This is a genomic window from Brevundimonas sp. MF30-B (assembly GCF_004683885.1).
Taxonomy (GTDB): domain Bacteria; phylum Pseudomonadota; class Alphaproteobacteria; order Caulobacterales; family Caulobacteraceae; genus Brevundimonas.
This window is the reverse complement of the sequence record NZ_CP038440.1, coordinates 553,683-573,280: the sequence shown is the minus strand read 5'-3', so window position 1 is coordinate 573,280 and position 19,598 is coordinate 553,683. Positions and strand designations below refer to the sequence as shown.

24 protein-coding genes and 1 tRNA gene are annotated in these 19,598 nt (G+C 65.4%); 8 read left to right on the top strand and 17 right to left on the bottom strand.

From position 1 onward, the window contains the following. Window positions 1-39: 39 nt before the first annotated feature. From E4M01_RS02890 to E4M01_RS02880, 3 genes are all read right to left on the bottom strand, one after another. Window positions 40-1,725 (bottom strand): sensor histidine kinase, encoded by a 1,686-nt coding sequence (locus E4M01_RS02890; protein ID WP_135062330.1) that lies wholly within the window; start codon window positions 1,723-1,725, stop codon window positions 40-42. A gap of 104 nt (window positions 1,726-1,829) precedes the next feature. Then, window positions 1,830-2,432: a sigma-70 family RNA polymerase sigma factor gene (locus E4M01_RS02885; protein ID WP_135062331.1), complete on the bottom strand. Its 603-nt coding sequence runs from the start codon at window positions 2,430-2,432 to the stop codon at window positions 1,830-1,832. Then, a complete protein-coding gene (locus E4M01_RS02880) occupies window positions 2,429-2,626 on the bottom strand; it encodes a NepR family anti-sigma factor (RefSeq protein ID WP_135062771.1) in 198 nt (65 codons plus the stop codon). The genes E4M01_RS02885 and E4M01_RS02880 overlap by 4 nt, the downstream gene beginning before the upstream one ends. Before the next feature lie 198 nt (window positions 2,627-2,824). Between E4M01_RS02880 and E4M01_RS02875 the strand changes: the two genes are divergently transcribed. Further along, window positions 2,825-3,619: a response regulator gene (locus E4M01_RS02875; RefSeq protein ID WP_135062332.1), complete on the top strand. Its 795-nt coding sequence runs from the start codon at window positions 2,825-2,827 to the stop codon at window positions 3,617-3,619. Window positions 3,620-3,697: 78 nt separating this feature from the next. Here the strand turns inward: E4M01_RS02875 and E4M01_RS02870 are convergent, their stop codons facing one another. Next, window positions 3,698-4,045: a hypothetical protein gene (locus E4M01_RS02870; RefSeq protein WP_135062333.1), complete on the bottom strand. Its 348-nt coding sequence runs from the start codon at window positions 4,043-4,045 to the stop codon at window positions 3,698-3,700. Window positions 4,046-4,374: 329 nt separating this feature from the next. On the opposite strand from E4M01_RS02870, the gene E4M01_RS02865 reads away from it, so the two are divergent. Further along, on the top strand, window positions 4,375-5,394 hold the full coding sequence (locus tag E4M01_RS02865) for an NADP-dependent oxidoreductase (protein WP_135062334.1): 1,020 nt from the start codon (window positions 4,375-4,377) through the stop codon (window positions 5,392-5,394). 13 nt (window positions 5,395-5,407) lie between these two features. After that, complete coding sequence (locus tag E4M01_RS02860; protein WP_135062335.1) at window positions 5,408-5,815, top strand: acyl dehydratase; 408 nt, start codon at window positions 5,408-5,410, stop codon at window positions 5,813-5,815. Window positions 5,816-5,832: 17 nt separating this feature from the next. Here E4M01_RS02860 and E4M01_RS02855 read toward each other — a convergent pair whose 3' ends face one another. The 3 genes from E4M01_RS02855 to E4M01_RS02845 all read right to left on the bottom strand — a co-directional run bounded on the left by E4M01_RS02855 (window position 5,833) and on the right by E4M01_RS02845 (window position 8,660). Beyond that, the gene (locus E4M01_RS02855; protein ID WP_371682917.1) at window positions 5,833-6,861 is read right to left on the bottom strand and encodes a ribonucleotide-diphosphate reductase subunit beta; all 1,029 of its coding nucleotides are present in this window, start codon (window positions 6,859-6,861) and stop codon (window positions 5,833-5,835) included. A gap of 224 nt (window positions 6,862-7,085) precedes the next feature. Next, a complete protein-coding gene (locus E4M01_RS02850; protein WP_135062337.1) occupies window positions 7,086-7,904 on the bottom strand; it encodes an enoyl-ACP reductase in 819 nt (272 codons plus the stop codon). 60 nt (window positions 7,905-7,964) lie between these two features. Next, entirely contained in the window at window positions 7,965-8,660 is a 696-nt protein-coding gene (locus E4M01_RS02845; RefSeq protein ID WP_135062338.1) for a MarC family protein, read from the bottom strand. 89 nt (window positions 8,661-8,749) lie between these two features. Between E4M01_RS02845 and pyrF the strand changes: the two genes are divergently transcribed. Further along, window positions 8,750-9,463 carry an orotidine-5'-phosphate decarboxylase gene (gene pyrF / locus E4M01_RS02840; RefSeq protein WP_135062339.1) on the top strand — a complete coding sequence of 238 codons (714 nt, stop codon included), beginning with the start codon at window positions 8,750-8,752 and terminating at the stop codon, window positions 9,461-9,463. A 1-nt stretch (window position 9,464) separates the two neighbouring features. Here the strand turns inward: pyrF and E4M01_RS02835 are convergent, their stop codons facing one another. Beyond that, the gene (locus tag E4M01_RS02835) at window positions 9,465-10,034 is read right to left on the bottom strand and encodes a DUF2939 domain-containing protein (protein ID WP_135062340.1); all 570 of its coding nucleotides are present in this window, start codon (window positions 10,032-10,034) and stop codon (window positions 9,465-9,467) included. Between the two features lie 85 nt (window positions 10,035-10,119). Next, window positions 10,120-11,340 carry an NADP-dependent isocitrate dehydrogenase gene (locus E4M01_RS02830; RefSeq protein ID WP_167765296.1) on the bottom strand — a complete coding sequence of 407 codons (1,221 nt, stop codon included), beginning with the start codon at window positions 11,338-11,340 and terminating at the stop codon, window positions 10,120-10,122. 158 nt (window positions 11,341-11,498) lie between these two features. Here E4M01_RS02830 and E4M01_RS02825 point away from each other — a divergent pair. After that, a tRNA-Arg gene (locus E4M01_RS02825) sits at window positions 11,499-11,575 on the top strand. Here the strand turns inward: E4M01_RS02825 and E4M01_RS02820 are convergent. The 4 genes from E4M01_RS02820 to E4M01_RS02805 form a co-directional block, all read right to left on the bottom strand. Next, a complete protein-coding gene (locus E4M01_RS02820) occupies window positions 11,546-13,219 on the bottom strand; it encodes a recombinase family protein (RefSeq protein ID WP_135062342.1) in 1,674 nt (557 codons plus the stop codon). The two genes, E4M01_RS02825 and E4M01_RS02820, sit on opposite strands and share 30 nt — an antisense overlap. Window positions 13,220-13,231: 12 nt before the next feature. Beyond that, window positions 13,232-13,435: a hypothetical protein gene (locus tag E4M01_RS02815; protein ID WP_135062343.1), complete on the bottom strand. Its 204-nt coding sequence runs from the start codon at window positions 13,433-13,435 to the stop codon at window positions 13,232-13,234. A 273-nt stretch (window positions 13,436-13,708) separates the two neighbouring features. Continuing rightward, window positions 13,709-13,981 carry an RNA polymerase sigma factor gene (locus E4M01_RS02810; RefSeq protein ID WP_135062344.1) on the bottom strand — a complete coding sequence of 91 codons (273 nt, stop codon included), beginning with the start codon at window positions 13,979-13,981 and terminating at the stop codon, window positions 13,709-13,711. Further along, a complete protein-coding gene (locus tag E4M01_RS02805; protein WP_135062345.1) occupies window positions 13,978-14,271 on the bottom strand; it encodes a hypothetical protein in 294 nt (97 codons plus the stop codon). Before E4M01_RS02805 ends, E4M01_RS02810 begins: the two co-directional genes overlap by 4 nt. A gap of 237 nt (window positions 14,272-14,508) precedes the next feature. Here E4M01_RS02805 and E4M01_RS14660 point away from each other — a divergent pair, with 237 nt between their 5' ends. The 3 genes from E4M01_RS14660 (at window position 14,509) to E4M01_RS02790 (ending at window position 15,598) form a co-directional block, all read left to right on the top strand. Continuing rightward, window positions 14,509-14,817: a helix-turn-helix transcriptional regulator gene (locus tag E4M01_RS14660; protein ID WP_349677572.1), complete on the top strand. Its 309-nt coding sequence runs from the start codon at window positions 14,509-14,511 to the stop codon at window positions 14,815-14,817. Between the two features lie 123 nt (window positions 14,818-14,940). Then, the gene (locus E4M01_RS02795; protein WP_135062347.1) at window positions 14,941-15,222 is read left to right on the top strand and encodes a type II toxin-antitoxin system RelE/ParE family toxin; all 282 of its coding nucleotides are present in this window, start codon (window positions 14,941-14,943) and stop codon (window positions 15,220-15,222) included. A 55-nt stretch (window positions 15,223-15,277) separates the two neighbouring features. Beyond that, entirely contained in the window at window positions 15,278-15,598 is a 321-nt protein-coding gene (locus tag E4M01_RS02790) for a HigA family addiction module antitoxin (protein WP_135062348.1), read from the top strand. 282 nt (window positions 15,599-15,880) lie between these two features. Here E4M01_RS02790 and E4M01_RS02785 read toward each other — a convergent pair whose 3' ends face one another. The 4 genes from E4M01_RS02785 to E4M01_RS02770 all read right to left on the bottom strand — a co-directional run bounded on the left by E4M01_RS02785 (window position 15,881) and on the right by E4M01_RS02770 (window position 19,505). Continuing rightward, a complete protein-coding gene (locus E4M01_RS02785; RefSeq protein WP_135062349.1) occupies window positions 15,881-16,168 on the bottom strand; it encodes a zf-TFIIB domain-containing protein in 288 nt (95 codons plus the stop codon). Between the two features lie 648 nt (window positions 16,169-16,816). Next, window positions 16,817-17,800: a calcium/sodium antiporter gene (locus E4M01_RS02780; RefSeq protein ID WP_135062350.1), complete on the bottom strand. Its 984-nt coding sequence runs from the start codon at window positions 17,798-17,800 to the stop codon at window positions 16,817-16,819. Window positions 17,801-18,078: 278 nt separating this feature from the next. Further along, on the bottom strand, window positions 18,079-18,495 hold the full coding sequence (locus tag E4M01_RS02775) for a hypothetical protein (RefSeq protein WP_135062351.1): 417 nt from the start codon (window positions 18,493-18,495) through the stop codon (window positions 18,079-18,081). Window positions 18,496-18,935: 440 nt separating this feature from the next. Further along, on the bottom strand, window positions 18,936-19,505 hold the full coding sequence (locus E4M01_RS02770; protein WP_245158192.1) for a carbonic anhydrase: 570 nt from the start codon (window positions 19,503-19,505) through the stop codon (window positions 18,936-18,938). Window positions 19,506-19,598 lie beyond the last annotated feature (93 nt).

The following is a 19,598-nucleotide window of genomic DNA, read 5'->3' as shown; positions in this document are numbered from 1 at the left end:
CGGATTGGCGCTGAAACGTCCGCCTGCGCCTGCGGTTCCTCAGGTCAGGTTGCGAGAAATCTCGAACTGGCCCGGGGCGGAAATGGGCGCGGCCTCTGGGGTTGCGAACGTCATGCGAGCGATGACGCCGCCGCCAGGGGCCGCGATCAGTTCGGCCTCGCCTCGCAGCTGTTTGGCGAAGGCGCTCATCAGGGTTTGTCCAAGTCCGGCCCGCGCCGCCTCCAATCCGGGACCGTCGTCCTGAACCTCCAACACGCTAGTGTCCCCGTTGACCTTGAACCGAACGTCCAGGCGCCCGCCCCGTCCAGCGAACGCATGCTTCTGCGCGTTTGAGACAGCCTCGACCAGCCAGAGTGCGAGCGGGGCCAGACGGTCGGGATCCACCTGAAGGCTGTCGGCCTCCACGTGGCTGATCACCACCGGGCCTCGGCTGGCTTCAGCGGATACGAGCTGGCCGACCAGTTCCGTCAGAAACTCGCGCGCGTCCGCATGGCGGATGTCGGCGCCCTGATAAAGAGTGCGATAGATCAAGGCCAAGGCCGAAATCCTGTGTCTCGTGTCCGCCAGGGCCGATTTCGCGGGCGCATCTGTAAGGGTGCGCTGCTGCATGCTGAGCAGCGACGAGATGATCTGGAGATTGTTCTTCACCCGGTGGTGGATCTCGCGCAGCAGACCATCCTTTTCGTCGAGCGCGGCGACGAGCGCGGCGTCTCGGGTGGTTATCGTGTCGGCCAACTCGTCCAGAGTGCGAGCCAGAACGCGGATCTCCGCGGGAGCATGAACGGCCTGGACCGGGCGGACGCTGAAGCGTCCGCGTGCGTAGATGGCGGCTACGCGCTCCAGATAGTCCAGCCAACGGATCACAATGCGCTCAGAGAACAGCATCACGGCAGCGAAGGCCGTGAACCAGGCAGCCAGCGGCAGCAGGAAGATGCCGATCGGGTTCAGCTGCGCCCATGACAAAAGACCAGGAGCAGGGGCCGTCAGCAGGACGTAGACGTCGCGGCCGTAAAGCGCGGCGCCAGCGTAGACCCGACGCTCTCCTCCGCGATCCACCGCCTCGAACACGGACGCCCCGCCCTGTCGGGCTCGATCGACCCAGCCTTCGATCGAAGACCGGCCTCCGAATGAAAAGGCCGACGGAAGGGTCGATGTCAGAATCCGTCCCTGGGCGTCCGTAAGCGCCGCCTGGGCGCCGGCAGGCATGGCGGGATCATCGATGTCGGGCTGCAGGCTGCTGATCGGCAACACGGCGGCCATCGCCCCCGCGAAGTCGCCCCGCGCCGTCTCTACCCGTTCCGCGACGATGAGGGCCGGCTCATGCACGTCGGAGTGCGACGCCCGCGTCACGACCGTCTCTTCCCCGGCCGCCAGTCTTTGAAACCAGGTCTGTCGGCCGGCCTGACCTATTCGGGGAACCCCGGTGCTCCCCTTCGGCGTAGAGGCGCAGACGGGCGCGCCGGTGGGCGAGAGCCGGTAGAGACCGTCGTAGCCTTCGAGGCGCTGAACCAGCTCCGTCAGCCGGGGCTCGCAATAGACGCCGAGCGCTTCTGGGCTGAGAACCCTGAGCATCGTCTGAGCGGAATTCAGCTTCGAGGCGGCTTGCGACGCGCTTCGCTCGGCGGCCAGCTCGAGATCGACACGACGATCATCCGCCTGGTTCTGGAAGTCGGCCTGAGCTTGAAAGGCGCTGAGAATGACGATGGGCAGCAGAGCGACGGCCATGGCCGCGCCGAGCCTGAACCGTATGCCTTGAAAGCGGTTCGGGCGATTCCAACGTCGTCCCAGGCCGAGGCTTTGCCCGAAGGCTCGCCGAATCCGCTTCACCTTCAGCCCCGACGGGCGCTGAGGCTGTCCGCTGCGGCCAGGATGGATCGCATGGCGTCGCCCGCAGCTCTGCCGTCGCGGGCATAGCCCCCACGCTCAAGCGTCGCCTGCAAGGCGCGCCGAGCGCGGCTGACTCGGCTTTTGACCGTCCCAACAGCGCACTGGCAGATCTCGGCGGCTTCCTCGTAGGCGAAGCCGCCTGCCCCAACCAGAATGAGGGCCTCGCGCTGTTCTTCCGGCAAGGTTTTGAGGGCTTGGCGCAATTCATCGAGCGCGACGGGCGCCTCTGGGTCGTCGACAGCCACGAGAGTGCGTTCGGCGGCTTCCTGGTCGAGCTGAGACTGGCGCCACGAGCGGCGCTTCTCGGAATAGAACTGGTTGCGCAGAATCATGAAGGTCCAAGCCTTCATGTTCGTGCCCATCTGATAGCTGGCGCGGGCGTCCCACGCCTTCATCATGGCGTCCTGCGCCAGATCGTCGGCGGCCGTGGGATCTCCGGTCAGGGTCCGCGCGAAGGCGCGCAGGTGAGGAATGAGCCCCACCAATTCGCGCTTGAACGCTGCATCATCAGCCGAAGGCGGCTTGGGGGCGGGCGAACCGCTCATGCGTTGCTCCCGCCGGACGAACGCTCGTCTGCGCGGCGCAGAATGTCCAGGAACTCGTCAGGGACAGGCTCGTTCACCACTTCGTCGAACATATGGCGCAGCTTGACGCCTATGGCCTGCTGGCGCAGGCGCGCCTCTTCCTGGCCGGCGCCGTTTGTCGCCGCCTTTCGAGAAGGATCGCTTGGTTTCGTCATTAATTTTAGACCGCCGCCCTCGGGTCTGAAAGCCTCATTGACAGCCGACAACGGCGAACCGACGGGGCGGTTCCGATCATGACAGCGAATTCATCTCGGCGCAGCGCAAATTTGTTGGAACCGCGATCTTCGCGATACGTTAGCCCCCCTTAGTCACGCCCGCCACGTCGGCGGCGCGTTGGAGTCGGGGATTATCGAATGAGCCTTCTGGCCAGATTGGCGCCGCACCTGCCCTATGTTCGTCGCTACGCGCGCGCGCTGACTGGAGACCAAACCACCGGCGACAACTATGTGCGGGTGGCGCTGGAGGCACTGGCCGCCGGCGAGCGTCAGCTGCCCGCCGACATGACGCCGCGGGTGGCCCTGTACCACGTGTTCCACGCCATCTGGTCTTCGACCGGCGCGCAGCTGGAGGACACCAGCGGTCTGGAAGCCCGCGACGACGCCTCGCGCCGCCTGATGCGCATCGCGCCGCGCTCGCGACAGGCGTTCCTGCTGACGGCGCTGGAAGGCTTCACGCCTTCGGAAGCCTCGCAGATCCTGGGCTCCGATCCCCATTCGGTCGAACGTCTGATCGCCGACGCTCAGGCGGACATCGACGCCGAACTGGCGACCGACGTGCTGATCATCGAGGATGAGGCCATCATCTCGGCCGACATCGAAAGCCTGGTGAAGGAACTGGGTCACAATGTCACCGCGACGGCGACGACGCATGACGAGGCCGTCGACGCCGTGGCCCGCCATCGCCCGGGCTTGGTCCTGGCCGACATCCAGCTGGCCGACGGCTCGTCGGGGATCGATGCGGTCAAGGACATCCTGAAGCGCATCGACGTGCCGGTGATCTTCATCACCGCCTTCCCGGAACGCTTGCTGACCGGCGAGCGCCCGGAGCCGACCTTCCTGATCACCAAGCCCTTCCAGCCCGAAACGGTGAAGGCGGCGATCAGCCAGGCGCTGTTCTTCCACCCTTCGCGGCAGAAGCAGGCGGCCTGATCTGTCGCCTGTCACACACGACAAACGAAAGGCCCCGGCGATCCGATCGCCGGGGCCTTTTTCTATTGGATCAGCCGATCAGCGCTGAACGGTCGGGGCGTTGACGTTGGGGGCCTCGCCGGTGGGGACCGGTTGAGGATTGCCGTCGGCGTCGGTCGGCGCGCTGGCCGCTGGCGCGCTCTGCGCATCGCCTTGGAAGGCAGCGGCGTCCACCGCCTGCTGACCCGCATTGGCGTTGGTCTGCGAGAAGCCGCCTTGGCTCAGCATCCACATGCCGATCAGCAGCACAGCGGCGGCGCCGGCCGAGATGATCAGCAGCCACAGAATGCGCACGCCGGGGCGGCCCTGACGCGTATATTGAGCTTCGACCGGCCGGCCTTCGTGCACGGCGTCGGCGGATTTGGAATGGGGATCTTCGTGGGTCAACTGATCGGCTCCCGCCCGAATGAATGAGTTCGGTTGGACCAACGCGCGCGCCAGCGTGGCTGTTCCGCCTGAGCCGGCGCGGAGATTTTTCGGCGAACAACGGAACCGGGTTCAGGGCTCCGGGTTATCACTTGGCGGAGGCGGCGACGCCCCCCCGACTTGAGATTGGCGAAAGCCGATCTGTCGCCTCCGCGCCTCATTCTCGATGATGCCACTTCTACAGGGCGGACCCGATAGGGTCCGCCCTTTTTCTCGCACGTGCTCTCGACAGCGACGTCTTCCGCGGCCCAAATGCGCGTATCGAAAGAAAACGCATCACGGAGCCGACCATGTCCATCCGCAATCGTCAGTGGGTCCTGCGCAATCGCCCCAAGGGCAATGTCCAGGACGGCGACCTGGAGCTGATCGAAACCGCCATTCCTGATCTGAAGGACGGCGAAGCGCTGGTCCGCACCCTCTATCTGTCGCTGGATCCGACCAACCGGACTTGGATGAATGATTCCGAAGGCTATCTGCCGCCGGTGGGCATAGGCGACGTCATGCGCGGCCTGACCCTGGGCGTGGTCGAGCAGTCGAAGTCCGAGCGCTACAAGGAAGGCGACATCGTCACGCCGCTGTCAGGCGGCTGGGCTGACTACGCCGTTGTGCATGAGCAGGGCCTGCGCCCGGTGCACCGCTTCCCCGGCCTGCCGCTGACCGCCAATCTGTCGGTGCTGGGCATGACCGGCCTGACCGCCTACTTCGGCGTCACCGACGTGCTGAAGGCCAAGGCGGGCGAGACGCTGGTGATCTCGGCGGCTGCCGGGGCCGTGGGCTCGATCGCCGGGCAGGTGGCCAAGCAGCGCGGCGCGCGCGTCATCGGCATCGCCGGTGGCCCGGACAAGTGCCGCTGGCTGACCGAAGAGCTCGGTTTCGACGGCGCGGTCGACTACAAGAACGAAGACGTGGGCGAGGCGCTGGACCGACTGGCGCCGAACGGCATCGACTTGAACTTCGAGAACGTCGGCGGCGACATCATGATCGCCGTGTGGAACCGGCTGAACGTACACGCCCGCATGGCGGTCTGCGGTCTGATCTCGGCCTATAACGCCACGCGCATGCCGCCCTCGCCGAACTTCTCGCGCATCATCACCCACCGGCTGAACGTCCAGGGCTTCCTGGTGCTCGATTACGCCCACCGCGCCCGCGAGATGGTCGAGGAGATGGGCCCGTGGCTCGCCGACGGGCGCGTGAAGTGGAAGGTCCACGTCGACGACGGGCTGGAAGGCGCGGTCAAGTCGCTGGACCGCTTGTTCACCGGCGATCACGACGGCAAGCTGCTGGTGCGGGTGTCCGAGGAGCCCGCATAAAGGAGACCCTCCGATGAGCGATCCGCTTTCGGCCCATTTCGAGGACATCGAGGTGGGCCAGGTGATCCCCCTGGGCGCCTGCGCCGTCGACGGCGAGGCCCTGGAGGTGTTCGCCGAGCGGTTCGCGCCGGGCTGGGACGTCGCCTATGGCGCGCCCGACGCCCTGGTCTATGCGCTGTGGAATCGGCTGGCCGCGGAAAAGGCCGCCGGCTGGGCGCAGACCAAGATGCTGGCGATCGACGGCCTGCGCTTCATGCGCAATCCGCCCCCCGGCGAACTGCTGCGTGGTCGGATGACCGTGATGGGCAAGGACCCGGTCGGCGACGACAAGGGCATCGTCATCGCCCAGCACGATCTGCTGGACGAGGCCGGGCGTCTCGTCTTTTCCTGCCTGACGCGCGCGGTGCTCAAGCGACGCTGAACACCGCGCGGATCCCGTCAGTTCGGGACCAGGCTCATGTCGCGACGGGCCATCATCTTGTCGAACTCCGACCAGACGCCGTCAGCCCCATGCCAGGCGCCCTGGGTTGCGGCCTTGGAGTACTCGGTTGCGCGCGCCTCGAAGAAGTTGGCGTGCTCGACGCCCGACAGCAGCGACTGCAGCCACGGCAGCGGGTTCTCGCGCGAACCGCCGTACAGCTCCGGCAGGTTCAGCTGGCGCAGGCGCCAGTCGGCGATGAACCGGATGTACTTCTTGATGTCCTCGGGCGTCATGCCCTGCACTTCGCCGGCCTCGAAGGCCAGGTCGATGAACTTGTCCTCCAGGCCCACCACGGTCTCGCAGCACTGGACGATGTCGTCGGCCACGGCCTTGGTGACGGCGCCCGTTTCCTTGTTGAAGGCGTGGTACAGCTTGATGATGCCCTCGCAGTGCAGGCTTTCGTCGCGCACCGACCAGGACACGATCTGGCCCATGCCCTTCATCTTGGAGAAGCGCGGGAAGTTCATCAGCATGGCGAAGCTAGCGAACAGCTGAAGGCCCTCGGTGAAGCCCCCGAACATCGCCAGGGTCCGGCAGATGTCGGCGTCGGTCTCGACCCCGAACTGGCCCATGTAGTCGTGCTTGTCCCGCATGGCCTCATATTCCATGAAGGCGCCGAACTCGCTCTCGGGCATGCCGATCGTCTCGAGCAGCAGGGCATAGGCCGCGATGTGGATCGTCTCCATGTTGGCGAAGGACGACAGCATCATCTTCACCTCGGTCGGTTTGAACACCCGACCGTATTTTTCCATGTAGTTGTCCGCGACCTCGATGTCCGACTGGGTGAAGAAGCGGAAGATCTGCGTCAGCAGATTGCGCTCCTTGTCGTTCAGGTTCGCCGCCCAGTCCTTGCAGTCCTCGCCCAGCGGCACCTCTTCGGGCATCCAGTGGACCTGCTGCTGCTTCTTCCACATGTCGAAGGCCCAAGGGTAGCGGAAGGGCTTGTAGGCGGCCGAGGGGGTCAGCAGGCCGGCCTTTGCAGGCATGATGATGCCGGGCTTGATGGGGGCGTTCATCGCGGGCGACCTCGAGAAGACGAATCCGTGGAGAGGTCGCCAGAATGCGGCGCAATCGGGTCGGCGCCAAGCGGCAATCAGCCTATGTTGCGATCACATTTTACAGTGACCGCTAGATGTAGTGTCTGAGCTGAGTTTCCTGGGGACGAGGCTGGGGACGGTCGGTGAACGGCGACAGCCCCCAACGGCGCGGTCTACTGCTCTTCGTCGCCTGACAGGCCCATCATGTGGAAGCCGGCGTCGACGTGCACGACCTCTCCGGTAGTTGACAGGCCCAGGTCCGAGCACAGCCACAGGGCGGCGCCGGCGACGCCCTCCATGGAGGTGTCCTCCTTCATCGCCGACATGGCGCGGCCCTGGGCGATCATGCCCCGGCCGCCCGAGATGCCGGCCAGGCTGAGGGTGCGCATGGCGCCAGCCGAGATGGCGTTGACGCGGATGCCCTTGGGACCGAGGTCGCGGGCGATGTAGCGGGTCGCGGCTTCCAGCCCGGCCTTGGCCACGCCCATGGTGTTGTAGTTCGGGATAGCCCGCTCGGCGCCCAGATAGGTCATGGTGATCATCGAGCCGCCGTTGGGCATCAGCTTGGCCGCCCGCTTGGCCACGTCCACGAAGCTGAACACCGAGATGTTCATGGCCAGCAGGAAGCTGTCGCGCGTGGTGTTGTCCACGAAGCTGCCCTGCAGTTCGTTCTTGTTGGCGAAGGCGACCGAGTGGACGACGAAGTCGATCGTGCCGAAGGTCTTCTCCAGCTCGATGAACAGGGCGTCCATCGAGGCGTCGTCGGTTACGTCGCAGGGCAGAATGGCCTTGGCGCCGACGCTTTCGGCCAGCGGGCGCACGCGGCGCTCAAGCCCCTCGCCCAGATAGGTGAAGGCCAGCTCGGCGCCCTGGGCGGCCAGCTGCGAGGCGATGCCCCAGGCGATGGAGTTGGCGTTCGCGACGCCCATGACCAGGCCCTTCTTGCCCTTCATGAGTTCGCCCGCGGGCATGGTCCAGCTGCTCTCGGCCATGACGGCTCTCCTGTTGGTTTTCAGCCGCCTGACCTAGCACCGTGCGCGCGAGGTCGGAAGTCAGTCGCCCGTGGGATAGGGGATGGTCACGCCGGTCGAGATGACGCCGGGCATGGCTTCGCCCAGGCCCGCCAGGATGAACTGGATGGCCATGGCGCACAGGATCAGGCCCAGCACCCGCACCACGACCGCCATGACGACGTCGCCCATCACGCGGCTGATCGGGCCGGTCAGGGAGAAGCAGACGAAGGTGATGACGCTGACCGCCACGATGGCCGCCGCGCTGGCGGCCAGGCCCATGGGGCCCAGGACTTCCGCCTCACCGGCCTGGATGATGACGGCCGAAATGGCGCCCGGGCCGACCAGAAGGGGGATGGCGAAGGGTACGATCAGTTTTTGGAAACGGCGCTTGGCGTAACCGCGCACGTCCTGAGCGTCCGCCACGGCGTCGGCGTCGGCGAACAGTTTGAGAAAGTCCTCGCGCGCCATGCTGAGACCGAGCAGCAGCAGCAGAATGCCGCCCGCGATGCGGAAGGCGGCCATTGAGATGCCGAAGAACTCCAGCACCATCAGGCCGGTCAGCAGGAAGAACAGCAGGAAAAGAACGATGGCGCCGCAGAGTCGGGCCGCCACCGCCATGCGCTGCTTCCAGCTGGCTCCAGCCGTGGCTGCGGCGAAGATGGGGATGTTGCCGATGGGATCGACCAGCGCGAACAGGATCACGAACAGGTTGATCCCCAGGTAGAACGCGTCCATTGCCTGACCTCGCCCCTCAATACGCCGGCCCAGCCGACCACGCGTCCCGCCGCGTCGTCTCGCCATAGCCGGTCAGCGCGAGCCCGTCGATGACCCACAATCCCAACCGAGCGCCGGATCCCCGGCTGATCTGCGCGCTGGACGTCGAGACGGCCAACGAGGCGCGGCGACTGGTCGAGCGCACCGGCGGCGCCGTGGGCTTCTTCAAGATCGGCCTTCAGCTCTTCGCGACGGACGGCATGGCGCTGGCGCGCGAGCTCAAGGCCGAGGGCCGCCAGGTCTTCCTGGACTGGAAGCTGCACGACATCGGCGCGACGGTTCAGAAGGCGGCGGCGGTTCTGGCCGGGTCCGGCTGCGACCTGCTGACGGTGCACGCCCGGCCCCAGGTGATGGCGGCGGCGATGCGCGGGGTCGAGGGATCAGACCTCAAGGTGCTGGGCGTCACCGTCCTCACCAGCCTGACGTCCGAGGATGTGGCCGCCGACGACCACAGCCTGTCGCCCGCCGAACTGGTCGAACATCGCGTGCGTCAGGCGCTGGAGGCGGGCGTGCACGGTGTGGTCGCCAGCCCGCATGAGGCGGCGCGCGTGCGCGACCTGGCGTATGAAGCAGGCCGCGAGGACTTCCTGATCGTCACCCCAGGCGTTCGGCCCGCCGGCGCCGCCCTGGACGACCAGGCGCGGGCGGCGACCCCCGCCCAAGCGATCCGCCACGGGGCCACGCATCTGGTGGTAGGGCGTCCCATCACAGCGGCGGCGGATCCACGCGCGGCCGCTATGGCGATCGCCGCCGAGATCGCCTGAGTTAAGAGCGTGAGGATTCGGGCGTGAGATCGACGGCCGCCAGTTTCCACTCGAATAGGCCACGGCGCTCCAGCAACAGAGCCAGGCGGTCGTCGGCCCGGTCTTCGCGCCACAGGGTGACAGCGAAGGTGTTCAGGTCGCGATAGGCCCAGGCCTGGCGCACGCGCCGGCCGGGCTCGCGCGCAGCTTCGGGCTCGGCCTCGACGGGGCGGACGGCGTCGGCGGGTTCGGGGGCGCGGGCCTCCTGGACCATGAAGGCCACGGCGCGCGGCGTGACCAGGGCGTCCACCGCGCCAGACACCAGCGACGGCGCCAGCAGCATGCCCAGGCCGCCCAGGCCGCCCGACAGGCGCGGGTCGTCGCGCATCTCCTGGCTCAGCCGGGCGCCCAGCTCGTCCTTGAGGCTGGCGCGCAGCGCCGGGAAGTCGACGTGCTGCTCCAGCCGCGCCTCGTCGCCGTCCTTGCCGGCCTGGATCACCGCGCGCGCGGTCAGGATCGGCGACGCCAGCCAAACGGCGGCGAACAGGACCAGAAGGACGACGACCGCCCCGACGATGCGCTTGCGACCCATGAGCCCTCCCGGCCTTCGGATGCGGTCATAAAATCAGAAAGGCCCGCCGGAGGCGATCCGGCGGGCCTGACGATTGGGTGATGGCTCAGCCCAGCTGGGGCAGGGCCTTGCGCAGGTTCTCCGACACCTTGTCGAGGAAGCCTTCGGTGGTCAGCCAGCTCTGCTGATCGCCGACCAGCAGGGCCAGGTCCTTGGTCATCAAGCCGGACTCGACCGTGTCGACCACGACCTTCTCCAGCGTTTCGGCGAACTCGTTCAGCTCGGCGTTGCCGTCCAGCTTGGCGCGGTGCTTGAAGCCGCGGGTCCAGGCGAAGATCGAGGCGATCGAGTTGGTCGAGGTGGCCTCGCCCTTTTGGTGCTGGCGATAGTGGCGGGTCACGGTGCCGTGGGCGGCCTCGGTCTCCATCACGCGGCCGTCAGGCGTCATCAGCACCGAAGTCATCAAGCCCAGAGAGCCGAAGCCCTGCGCCACCACGTCGGACTGCACGTCGCCGTCGTAGTTCTTGCACGCCCAGACGAAGCCGCCCGACCACTTGATGGCCGCCGCCACCATGTCGTCGATCAGGCGGTGCTCATAGGTCAGGCCGGCGGCCTTGAACTTGTCGGCGTATTCGGCGTCGAACACTTCCTGGAACAGGTCCTTGAAGCGGCCGTCATAGGCTTTCAGGATGGTGTTCTTGGTCGACAGATAGACCGGATAGTTGCGGTTCAGGCCATAGCTGAACGAGGCGCGCGCGAAGTCGCGGATCGAGTCGTCCAGATTGTACATGCCCATGGCCACGCCGGCCGACGGCGACTTGAACACCTCGTGCTCGATCACCTGGCCGTCGTCGCCGACGAACTTGATCGACAGGGTGCCGGCGCCCGGCATCAGGAAGTCGGTGGCCTTGTACTGGTCGCCGAAGGCGTGACGGCCGACGACGATCGGCTGGGTCCAGCCAGGCACCAGGCGCGGCACGTTCGAGCAGATGATCGGCTCGCGGAAGACCACGCCACCCAGGATGTTGCGGATGGTGCCGTTGGGCGACTTCCACATCTTCTTCAGGCCGAACTCCTCGACCCGCGCCTCGTCCGGCGTGATGGTGGCGCACTTCACGCCGACGCCGTGCTTCTGGATGGCGTGGGCGGCGTCGATCGTCACCTGGTCGTCGGTGGCGTCGCGGTGCTCCATGCCCAGGTCGTAATAGTCCAGCTCCAGGTCCAGATACGGGAAGACCAGCTTGTCCTTGATCATCTGCCAGATGATGCGGGTCATCTCGTCGCCGTCGATGTCCACGATGGGGTTTGCGACCTTGATCTTGGCCATGCGCTCTCTCTGTCTGTGGTCGGGAAGGAAAAGGGTGCGCGCGGTATAGCGAGGCCGCGCGCCCGGCGCAAAGCGAAGCCGTTGGGTCGGATCGTGCATCGGGGATTGAGACGGTCTTGCCCATGCTGTAAGCAGCCGCTCCGGTCCTAGGCCGCGACGCACCCGTAGCTCAGCTGGATAGAGTACTGCCCTCCGAAGGCAGGGGTCAGAGGTTCGAATCCTCTCGGGTGCGCCACTTCGGTTTAAAACCGAGAACTCCGCCAGCGGCGGCGTAATTCCCACCACCACTGGACGCCAGGGCCCGCAGAAGCTCCGTTCGCGAGCCGATGATGCGCGCCTCGGTCTTGCTGATGACCTCCACCCGCTGCGTCAGAGCGCGGAGATGATCGCGCCGATAGCCGCTGGTGCGATCCCGCAGCTTGCGTCGCGCGACGGTGGCGAAACGCGCCAAGGCGTCCGGTGTGATCGTGGGCGCCAACCGCTCCACTGAGGCGCTGATGCGCTCGGCGTCCGCCCTGGCCTGATCGCGCGTGCTGGAAAGCTCAGCGACGCGATCTTTCAGCGAAGCGTCGTCCGGCGCCAGCAGGCCGTTCTCGATGGCCTCATAGAGCCGGTTCAGCTTGGCCTCGGCCTCGGTCGCGCGTTTGCGCATCTCCGCAATGTGGCTGCGCCTCTGGTCGGCCCATTCCTGGCGGCGATCCAGAAGCTGCTCCATCAGCGCCGCGAGACGCTCCGGGTCGAGCAGTCGGGTTTCCAGGTGGTCGATGATCGCATCATCCAGCTTGTGCATGGGAACGGCCAAACCAGTGCATCCCGCCTCGCCCATCCGAGCCCTGGTTGAACAAGCGTAGTAGCGATACTGGCCGCCCGCCTGACCCTTTCCTGTCCTCAGGGTCATGGCGCCGCCGCAGAATCCGCAGAAGCAGATGCCCGTCAGCAGGTTCGGCCCGGTCGAGACGCGCGGCGGCGTCCACTTCGGATTCCGCGACGCCAGGCGCGCACGGACAGCCTCATGGTCCGCCTTCGAAACAATGGGCGGCACGGCCATGACAGCGTGCTCGGACTCAGGCTTCGGCGTCCTGGTCTTGTGGTCTCGCGTGTTGAACCGATGCTCGCCCATGTAGGTCGAGCGGGTCAGAATCTGATGGACCGTGCCGATCCCCCAGCGCCCGCCGTCTCGCGTGCGGATGTTCTGATCGTTGAGCCGCGTCGCAATGGTCTTCAGTCCCATCGGCCCCTGCGCGCCATCGCCGGTAAGCGCCCAGCGATAGATGGTCCGAACCGTCTCGGCCTGGAGCGGATCGATCTCCAGCGTCTTCTTGATCTTGGCCCCGCGCTGCTCGGCCGCGACGATGCGGTAGCCGATGGGCGGCCGGGCGCCGTTCCAGAACCCCTGGCGGGCGTTCTCCTTCATGGCTCGTAGCGTGTGTTTGGCGTTCTCGCGGGATTGATACTCGTCGAAGAGCGTCATGATCTGGCGCATCATCACGCTCATGGGGTCGTCGCCCAGCTCTTGGGTGATCGAGACCAGACGCACCCCGTTCGTCGCCAGCTTCCGGACGTAGAACTCGAACTGGAACTGGTCGCGGAAGAACCGCGAGAAGCTGTGCACCACGATCACGTCGAACGCTGGCGGCTTGGCCAGCGCCGCCTCGATCATGGATTGGAAAGATGGGCGCCGGTCGTCGGTGGCGGTGTTGCCCGGCTCCACATACTCCGCGGTTGCCTCCCATCCCTTGGTCTCGCAGTAGGCTTCAAGCTGACGGCGCTGGTCAGGGATCGACAGGTCATTGACGGCCTGCCGTCCGGTCGAGACCCGAAGGTAGAGGGCAGCCCGGGTCTGAACGCCTGCTGTCGTGGCAATAGGTTTCCGGGTCATGTCCTGCTCCTCTCAGAGGCGCGGACCCAGAATCTCGTCGAGCACCTCGCCAAGCCACGCCTCCACCGCCAGAAGCTCGGCCGGGCTGATCGGGAGATCATCGGGCCAGGTGTCGGTGACGTGGAAGGCCGACTGTACGCCAATTCGACGGGCGGGCGGAGTCCGACCCCGACGCGCCAGGGGCTCTGATGACGGCTGGACGTGCATGCCCGCCAAGCTGTCCGCTCTATAACCGCGCGCATATTCGTAACCTCTCCCTCGCAAACCTCCGGCCGCCGCTTTCTCGCAAAGCGGATCGACCCCTCGATCCGCGCCAAGCCCTCAGCGGCGGCGGCCGACCGGGTCAATGCCTGCGGCCTTGCCGCAGCCCGCAGGGCGCGAAGCGGGGTTGAAGCGGGCGAACGGCGCTGCTCGCCACCACGCAATGAGGGTCAATACGGCCAAGCCTGTCAGACAATGCCGGCGCAAAGCCTATCCTGCCCTCGACCCTCACGAGCGTTCAGAAGAGTGCCGCGCTTCCGCCTCGTCGACCACACCGCACAGCCGGACGAGCGCCTCGGCCAGGCGCGCTTCGGCCAATGCTTGGTCGATCCCGAGATGCGCTGCGACCTCGTCCAGCGGCATGTCCTCGAATCGGTGCAGAACGAAGACGTCGTGGCATTCGGGCGGCAGTTGCTGGATCGCTCGCACCAGAACACGACGCCCGTCCGGTTCTGCGGCCTGCGTGCGCCCTCGCCCGCATCGGAACCAGCCAAGGCTCATGGCCCTACCTGTCCTTCGACCCCGATGGCAGCCTCGACGAGGTCCAGAAGGCCACTGATCACTCTGTCGGCGACCTCGGGCGAAATCGGCAGGACCGGCTCGACCAAACCGGATCGCAAATTCCCTGAGGCGTAGAGCGGTCCAAGGACTGCGGCGAGGTCGGCTAACCCAACTGGCAAGTCTCGCAGTCCGGCCAGCCGGGCGCACCGGAGAGCCTTCTTCAGATCATGACGCAGATGGATGCGGTTCCAGTCGTCGGAGAACCCGCGATGGAGGAGATAGGCCTTCAAGCCGAGTTCTATGGCAATTGCGCTCGGGTAGGCCGATCTGCCCCCTGAGCGGTCATGCTTGGTCCAGGCCATGGCGTGGAAGGTGCGGGCGTTGCGGAGGAAGGCAGCGGCTAAACGATGGTCGGGAGGACGTCGCCCTCCCCTCCGCTTCGATAACGATACGTGTCGGTGGCCAAGCATGCGTGACCTCCCGCGCAGCTGCCCGGTCGCTCAGAACATGCTGAACGGTGGAGTTTGATGGAATTTCACCTACACTCGACCGAATTTCCGCGAGTGAGTCAACGAAATTCCGTCACGCAAGAAGGAATTTCTTTCATGTTGGAGCCCAGCCAAGTCCGAATGGCTCGTGCAGCGCTGAAGATTAGCGTCAGAGAGTTGTCGTCGCTGTCCGGCGTCGCCGACTCGACCATCCTTCGGTTCGAAGCTGGGAAAGGGGCGATCCTCACGAGCAACATGCGACGCATGCAGGACGCGCTAGAGAATGCCGGCGTTGTCTTTCTCCCACCGGATTCGCAATGCGGACCAGGTGTTCGATTGAAGCTCTGATGCTGCCGTAGGCCCACGCGAAATGGCCGACTCCAAGCGAGTCACCGATGTAGCGAATCGCGCTACAAAAGCTTGACTTGTGTAGCACGTCTCGCTACAAGCTGTGCGTGGAAGGCTCTCGCCGTGATCCTCAGTTGGAAGGGCAAGCAAGCTAGGGAGGTCTTTGAGGGCAACTGCCCCAAGGGTTTCCCGGCGGACCTCTTCAAGCGGGTGCGGCGAAGCCTCTTCCAGCTGGATGCGGCGACGCGGCTCGATGATCTCAAACATCCGCCGGGAAACCGTCTGCACCGCCTCCAGGAGGATCGGGCGGGGCAGTGGTCGATCAGTGTGAACGACCAGTTCCGCATCTGCTTCCGATGGACCGATCAGGGTCCGGAGGACGTTGAGTTCGTCGATTACCACTGAGCGGGGGCTTGGTGGAACGGCCCGGGTGTCGGGCCAGAAAGAGAGAAGTCCGCCGATGGCGACGCATGACTTCGCCAACTTCGCGGCCCCCGCGCCGCACCCTGGCGAGCACCTTCGGGAAGACTACCTGCCCGCTTACGATCTCAGCGCCGGTGCCCTCGCCAAGGCGATGGGCCTTAAGGACCGGGCCCGTATAGAGCGCCTGGTGCGTGAGAAGCAGTCCATCACCGCCGATACGGCGCTGCGCTTGGCCAAGGTCTTCGGCACATCCCCTCAGTACTGGATCAACCTCCAGACCACGCACGACCTGTCCAAGGCCGCGATTGAGGGCCGCGGCGAGCTGGAACGGATCGAGCAGCTGCACGCGCCAGCGTGAGCACGGGACGAACTGCCGTTCCGGCAGATCTATGCCTACGTCCCGCGTAGATGCCCATAATCGGGTTGCCGCTGTCGGCGAACTGTCGGCATGCTGACGTGTTCAGGTATCGATATTCGCCATAGGTTAGGTGTCGATTTGAAGCAAGACATCGCGCATCGGTATCTTCTGGTCCTTGTCTGGGATGCCTTGTCGCACACGGAACGGCCAGCGCAGCTGATCCCAATCGACTTTCAGCAGTGGCCGATGCCTATCAATGAAAAGTTAATCGGTTCGAATTGCTCAGTCAAAGATATCGAAGATGTCGCGACGCTTCTTCTTGCGGTAACCTTCGTCACGACCGAATTCGTCGTCGCGATCTCTGCGGTGATCACGCTCTGGTGGGCGCATCGCGTAAGTCGTTGGCGTGGGCGACTGTCCACCTTGACTGCCACCATCCTCGATCAGCTTTTCCAGTTCGCCGCGGTCAAGCCACACGCCCCGACAAGTCGGACACATGTCAAACTCGACGCCGCTGCGGTTGACGGTTGTCATTGAGGCGTTGTCGTTGGGGCATAGCAGAAGGGGCATATCGAATCTCCGATGGATAAGGCTGTGGTGAGCGATGCCCGCCAAGGAATGCGGGCCGGATGGTAGCACGGCTACGCAATTGGCACACAGGATCAACACGCCGAAACGGGTGGCGATCCCCCGCCGCCTTTATCCGCGCCAAACCGAAAGCGGGATGTTCAGCCGCTAGGCGCCGTCGTCGACGGTGATTGGATCGATCACCGTCGATTTGGAAGGTCCGCCGAGGTTCAGCGGGCCTTGCGCGACCTGGACCGAGCTACGCGAACCGACATGAGCAGCGATGAGAATGCCGTCACAATGCCAAGGGCTATCAGGGTGCTGTAGCGCTTGAACCAGCGCGTCGAACGGGTCGTCATCGAGCCTCTCCTTGAATGAGGGGCACGCTCGCCGCCGGGATCAGGGTTCTGGAAGGTCTGGACCCCGGCATCGAGCGCACCCGATGCGGTCCGACATCACGATCGCAATGATCGTCAGAGGGGCCCGGGCCGCATGAGCAGACTGCGCCGCGCATCCGCCTGACGCCAATGCGTTATGGTGATGCGACCGATAAGCAGGACCGATAGACCAGCTCAAAAGTCAGAGCGTTCGCCAACAGCAAGGCTTGCATGCCGGGTTATGACGGTACCGACCCGGCCAGGACCGCCGCGTTCAGAAAAGGCCGGCGGTGTAGGCCGCGTAGGCGACATAGGCGGCGACGAGAACCAAGCCTTCCCGTCTGCTCAGCCGACCGCCCGTAAAGGCGAACACCATCACGACCAGAGAGACAACGACCAGGACCCAGAGGTCGAAGGCCATGATGCTGGCCGGCACAGTGGTGGGCGCCACGGCCCCTGTGAGGCCGCCGATGAACAGGATGTTGTAGATGTTGGAGCCTAGCACATTGCCGAGGGCAATGTCCCCCTGCCTGCGCCAGGCCGCCAAGGCGGAGGTGACCAGTTCCGGCAGGGACGTCCCCACCGCCACGATCGTAAGTCCGATAACGGTGTCGCTGACACCGAGTTGTTCGGCGATGCCGATGGCGGCCTCCACCAGAAGACTGCCGCCGCCTACGACCAGAGCGAGACCGGCGAGGAACAGCAGGAGTGCGACCGACAGTCGCCCCGCCGGCTGGGCGCGGGGGATCAGGGCCGGGTCGACTTCTTCCATCGCCACGGCGCGATCATAGCCGGCGCTGTGCGGGGCCCCCAGACGCTCCTGGCGGTAGGCGTAGTAGATGTACCCCGCCATCAGGACCAGGAAGGCGATTCCGGCCTCGCGCGACAGGCCCACCGTCGCACCCGCGGCCAGCAGCGCCAGAGCCGCCAGGATGCCCACGCCGCCATCGCGCCACAGGGCGCGGGCATTGACCGCGATGGGTGCGATCAGGGCGGCCACCCCGAGGATCAGGAGTGTGTTGGCGATGTTCGATCCCACGATATTGCCGAGGGCGATGCCCGGAGACCCGGCCAGGCTGGCCTTCAGGCTTGCGGCGAGTTCGGGCGTCGAGGTGCCCATACCCACCACCGTCAGGCCGATGAGCATCGGCGAGAGACGGAGTCTCTCCGCTATCCGGACCGCCCCGCGCACGAGAAGATCCCCGCCCGCAATCAGCAGGACGAGGCCTAACAACAGGAACAGGGCATCGGCCGGCATGGTGGGATCAATCGGTTCGGTTAGACGCTAAGAGCGATTCTCTGAATGTTTCCGGTCGAGGCAGCATCTCGTTAGCCGGACACGGGTCAGCGGAACGGCTCTCTGCAGGCGAGAGAACAAGGACGACGTCCCATCGCCGCATAACTTAAACAGACATCCTCCGGAAATCCCGGGGCGGTCTGGGTGTAGCGAACTGGGCGCAGAGAACGGGACCTGGGGGCGGCTCATCCCGCCGTCACCAAAAGAGAGGCCCAATACGGACGGGGTCGAGGAAAGCGTCATTGCGGTCTTTCGCCAACCCCAGGAGCGCCGGCATCGATCACAAGGCATAGCTGCCGGGTTTCTGTCCCGCTTCGCTCGGTGCGCGGCGCAATACTGACGGCCTTGTTGTCCGGGCCATAGGTCGCGAGCCATTGGCAGCCGGTCTGCAGGTCGGTTAACATGAACAGGTTCGCCTCGGCGGTTGGAGTCTTGGTGAAGGTCGCTCCGAGGGCGGCGGTGCGCAATGCCCCGACCGGGTCGGCAATGGCGCCCTGGATCTCGTGACCGCGTGAGTTCAGGCTGTCAGCGGTGGTGCGGGCCGTTTCCGCCGCCTTTTCGATGTCCTGCAGAACCGAAGTATCAATCGGTTCACATGCGGTGAGAGCCACGCCTGTAGCCAGGGTGACGAAAATGGATCGGATGGTGGGCCTCATTCGACAAGTTCCTCGAGTCTGTGGCGTGCCGCCAGAATGGCTGTTGATGGCGCAGTGGCCGCTGGATAGTGTGAAAGGTGTTTTCCGTTTATGGATCAGCGGGCCTTGCGCGGTCTGGTCCGGGGCGAACGAAAGGCCATGACCAACGATGAGAAGGCAGTCACAATGCCAAACGCCATCAAGGTGCTGTAGCGCCTAAACCAGCGCGTCGGACGGGTCGCCATCGAGCCTCTCCTGGATTGAAAGGGCGCGCTCCTGGCCGGGACGAGGGGACTCTGGAAGGACTGGACCCCGGCATCGGGCGCACCCGATGCGGTCCGACATCACGATCACCATGATCGTCAGAGGGGCCCGGGCCGCCCAGTCACGCTGACTATGTTCCTCGGCGCAGGCCAATGAGTTGTGCTCATCCGGCCGATAATCATCCCCAATAGCTCCGTCTAGACGGTCGTCAGTTCGCCCGTGGCAATGCTGAACTTCCACGCCGACAAGGCTAGTTGACCGGACTTTTCGGCCTCCCGGATCCACGGGAACGTCCTCAGATTGGTCTGGGACTGACGGAGCACGGCGTCCTCGATCGCCGCCTCGAACGTCTCGCCGGAGCCCTGCTCGGGCATGGGCCACATCACCGGCTCGGCGATGTCCACCCACGGCGCCAAGAAGTCGGGGGCGCTCCGCAGAGGACCATGAATCATCGCATGAATGCCATCGCATTGCGCGTGCCCGAGCACCACGATCCGGCGGACCTTGAGAATCTTGACCGCATACTCGAGCGCTGCACTGGTCCCGTGACACCCGCCATCGGGCGCATACTCTGGGACCAGCCCGGCCACATTGCGAATGACGAACAGTTCGCCCGGCTCCGCGTCGAAGATGGTCTGCGGATCGATCCGGGCGTCGGAGCAGGCGATGACGGCCGTCGCCGGTCGCTGGCGCCGTCGGGCCAGCCGAGCATACCTCTCCGCCTGGGCCGGCCAGACTGCCGAGCGGAAGCGACGGTAACCCGCCATCAAAGCATCGTCCGGGTCCAGCGTCATGGCTCAGCCGCGGCGGTCTTGACCGGGCCGGTGCGCCACAGCGACCAATGGACGCCCGTCGCGAGG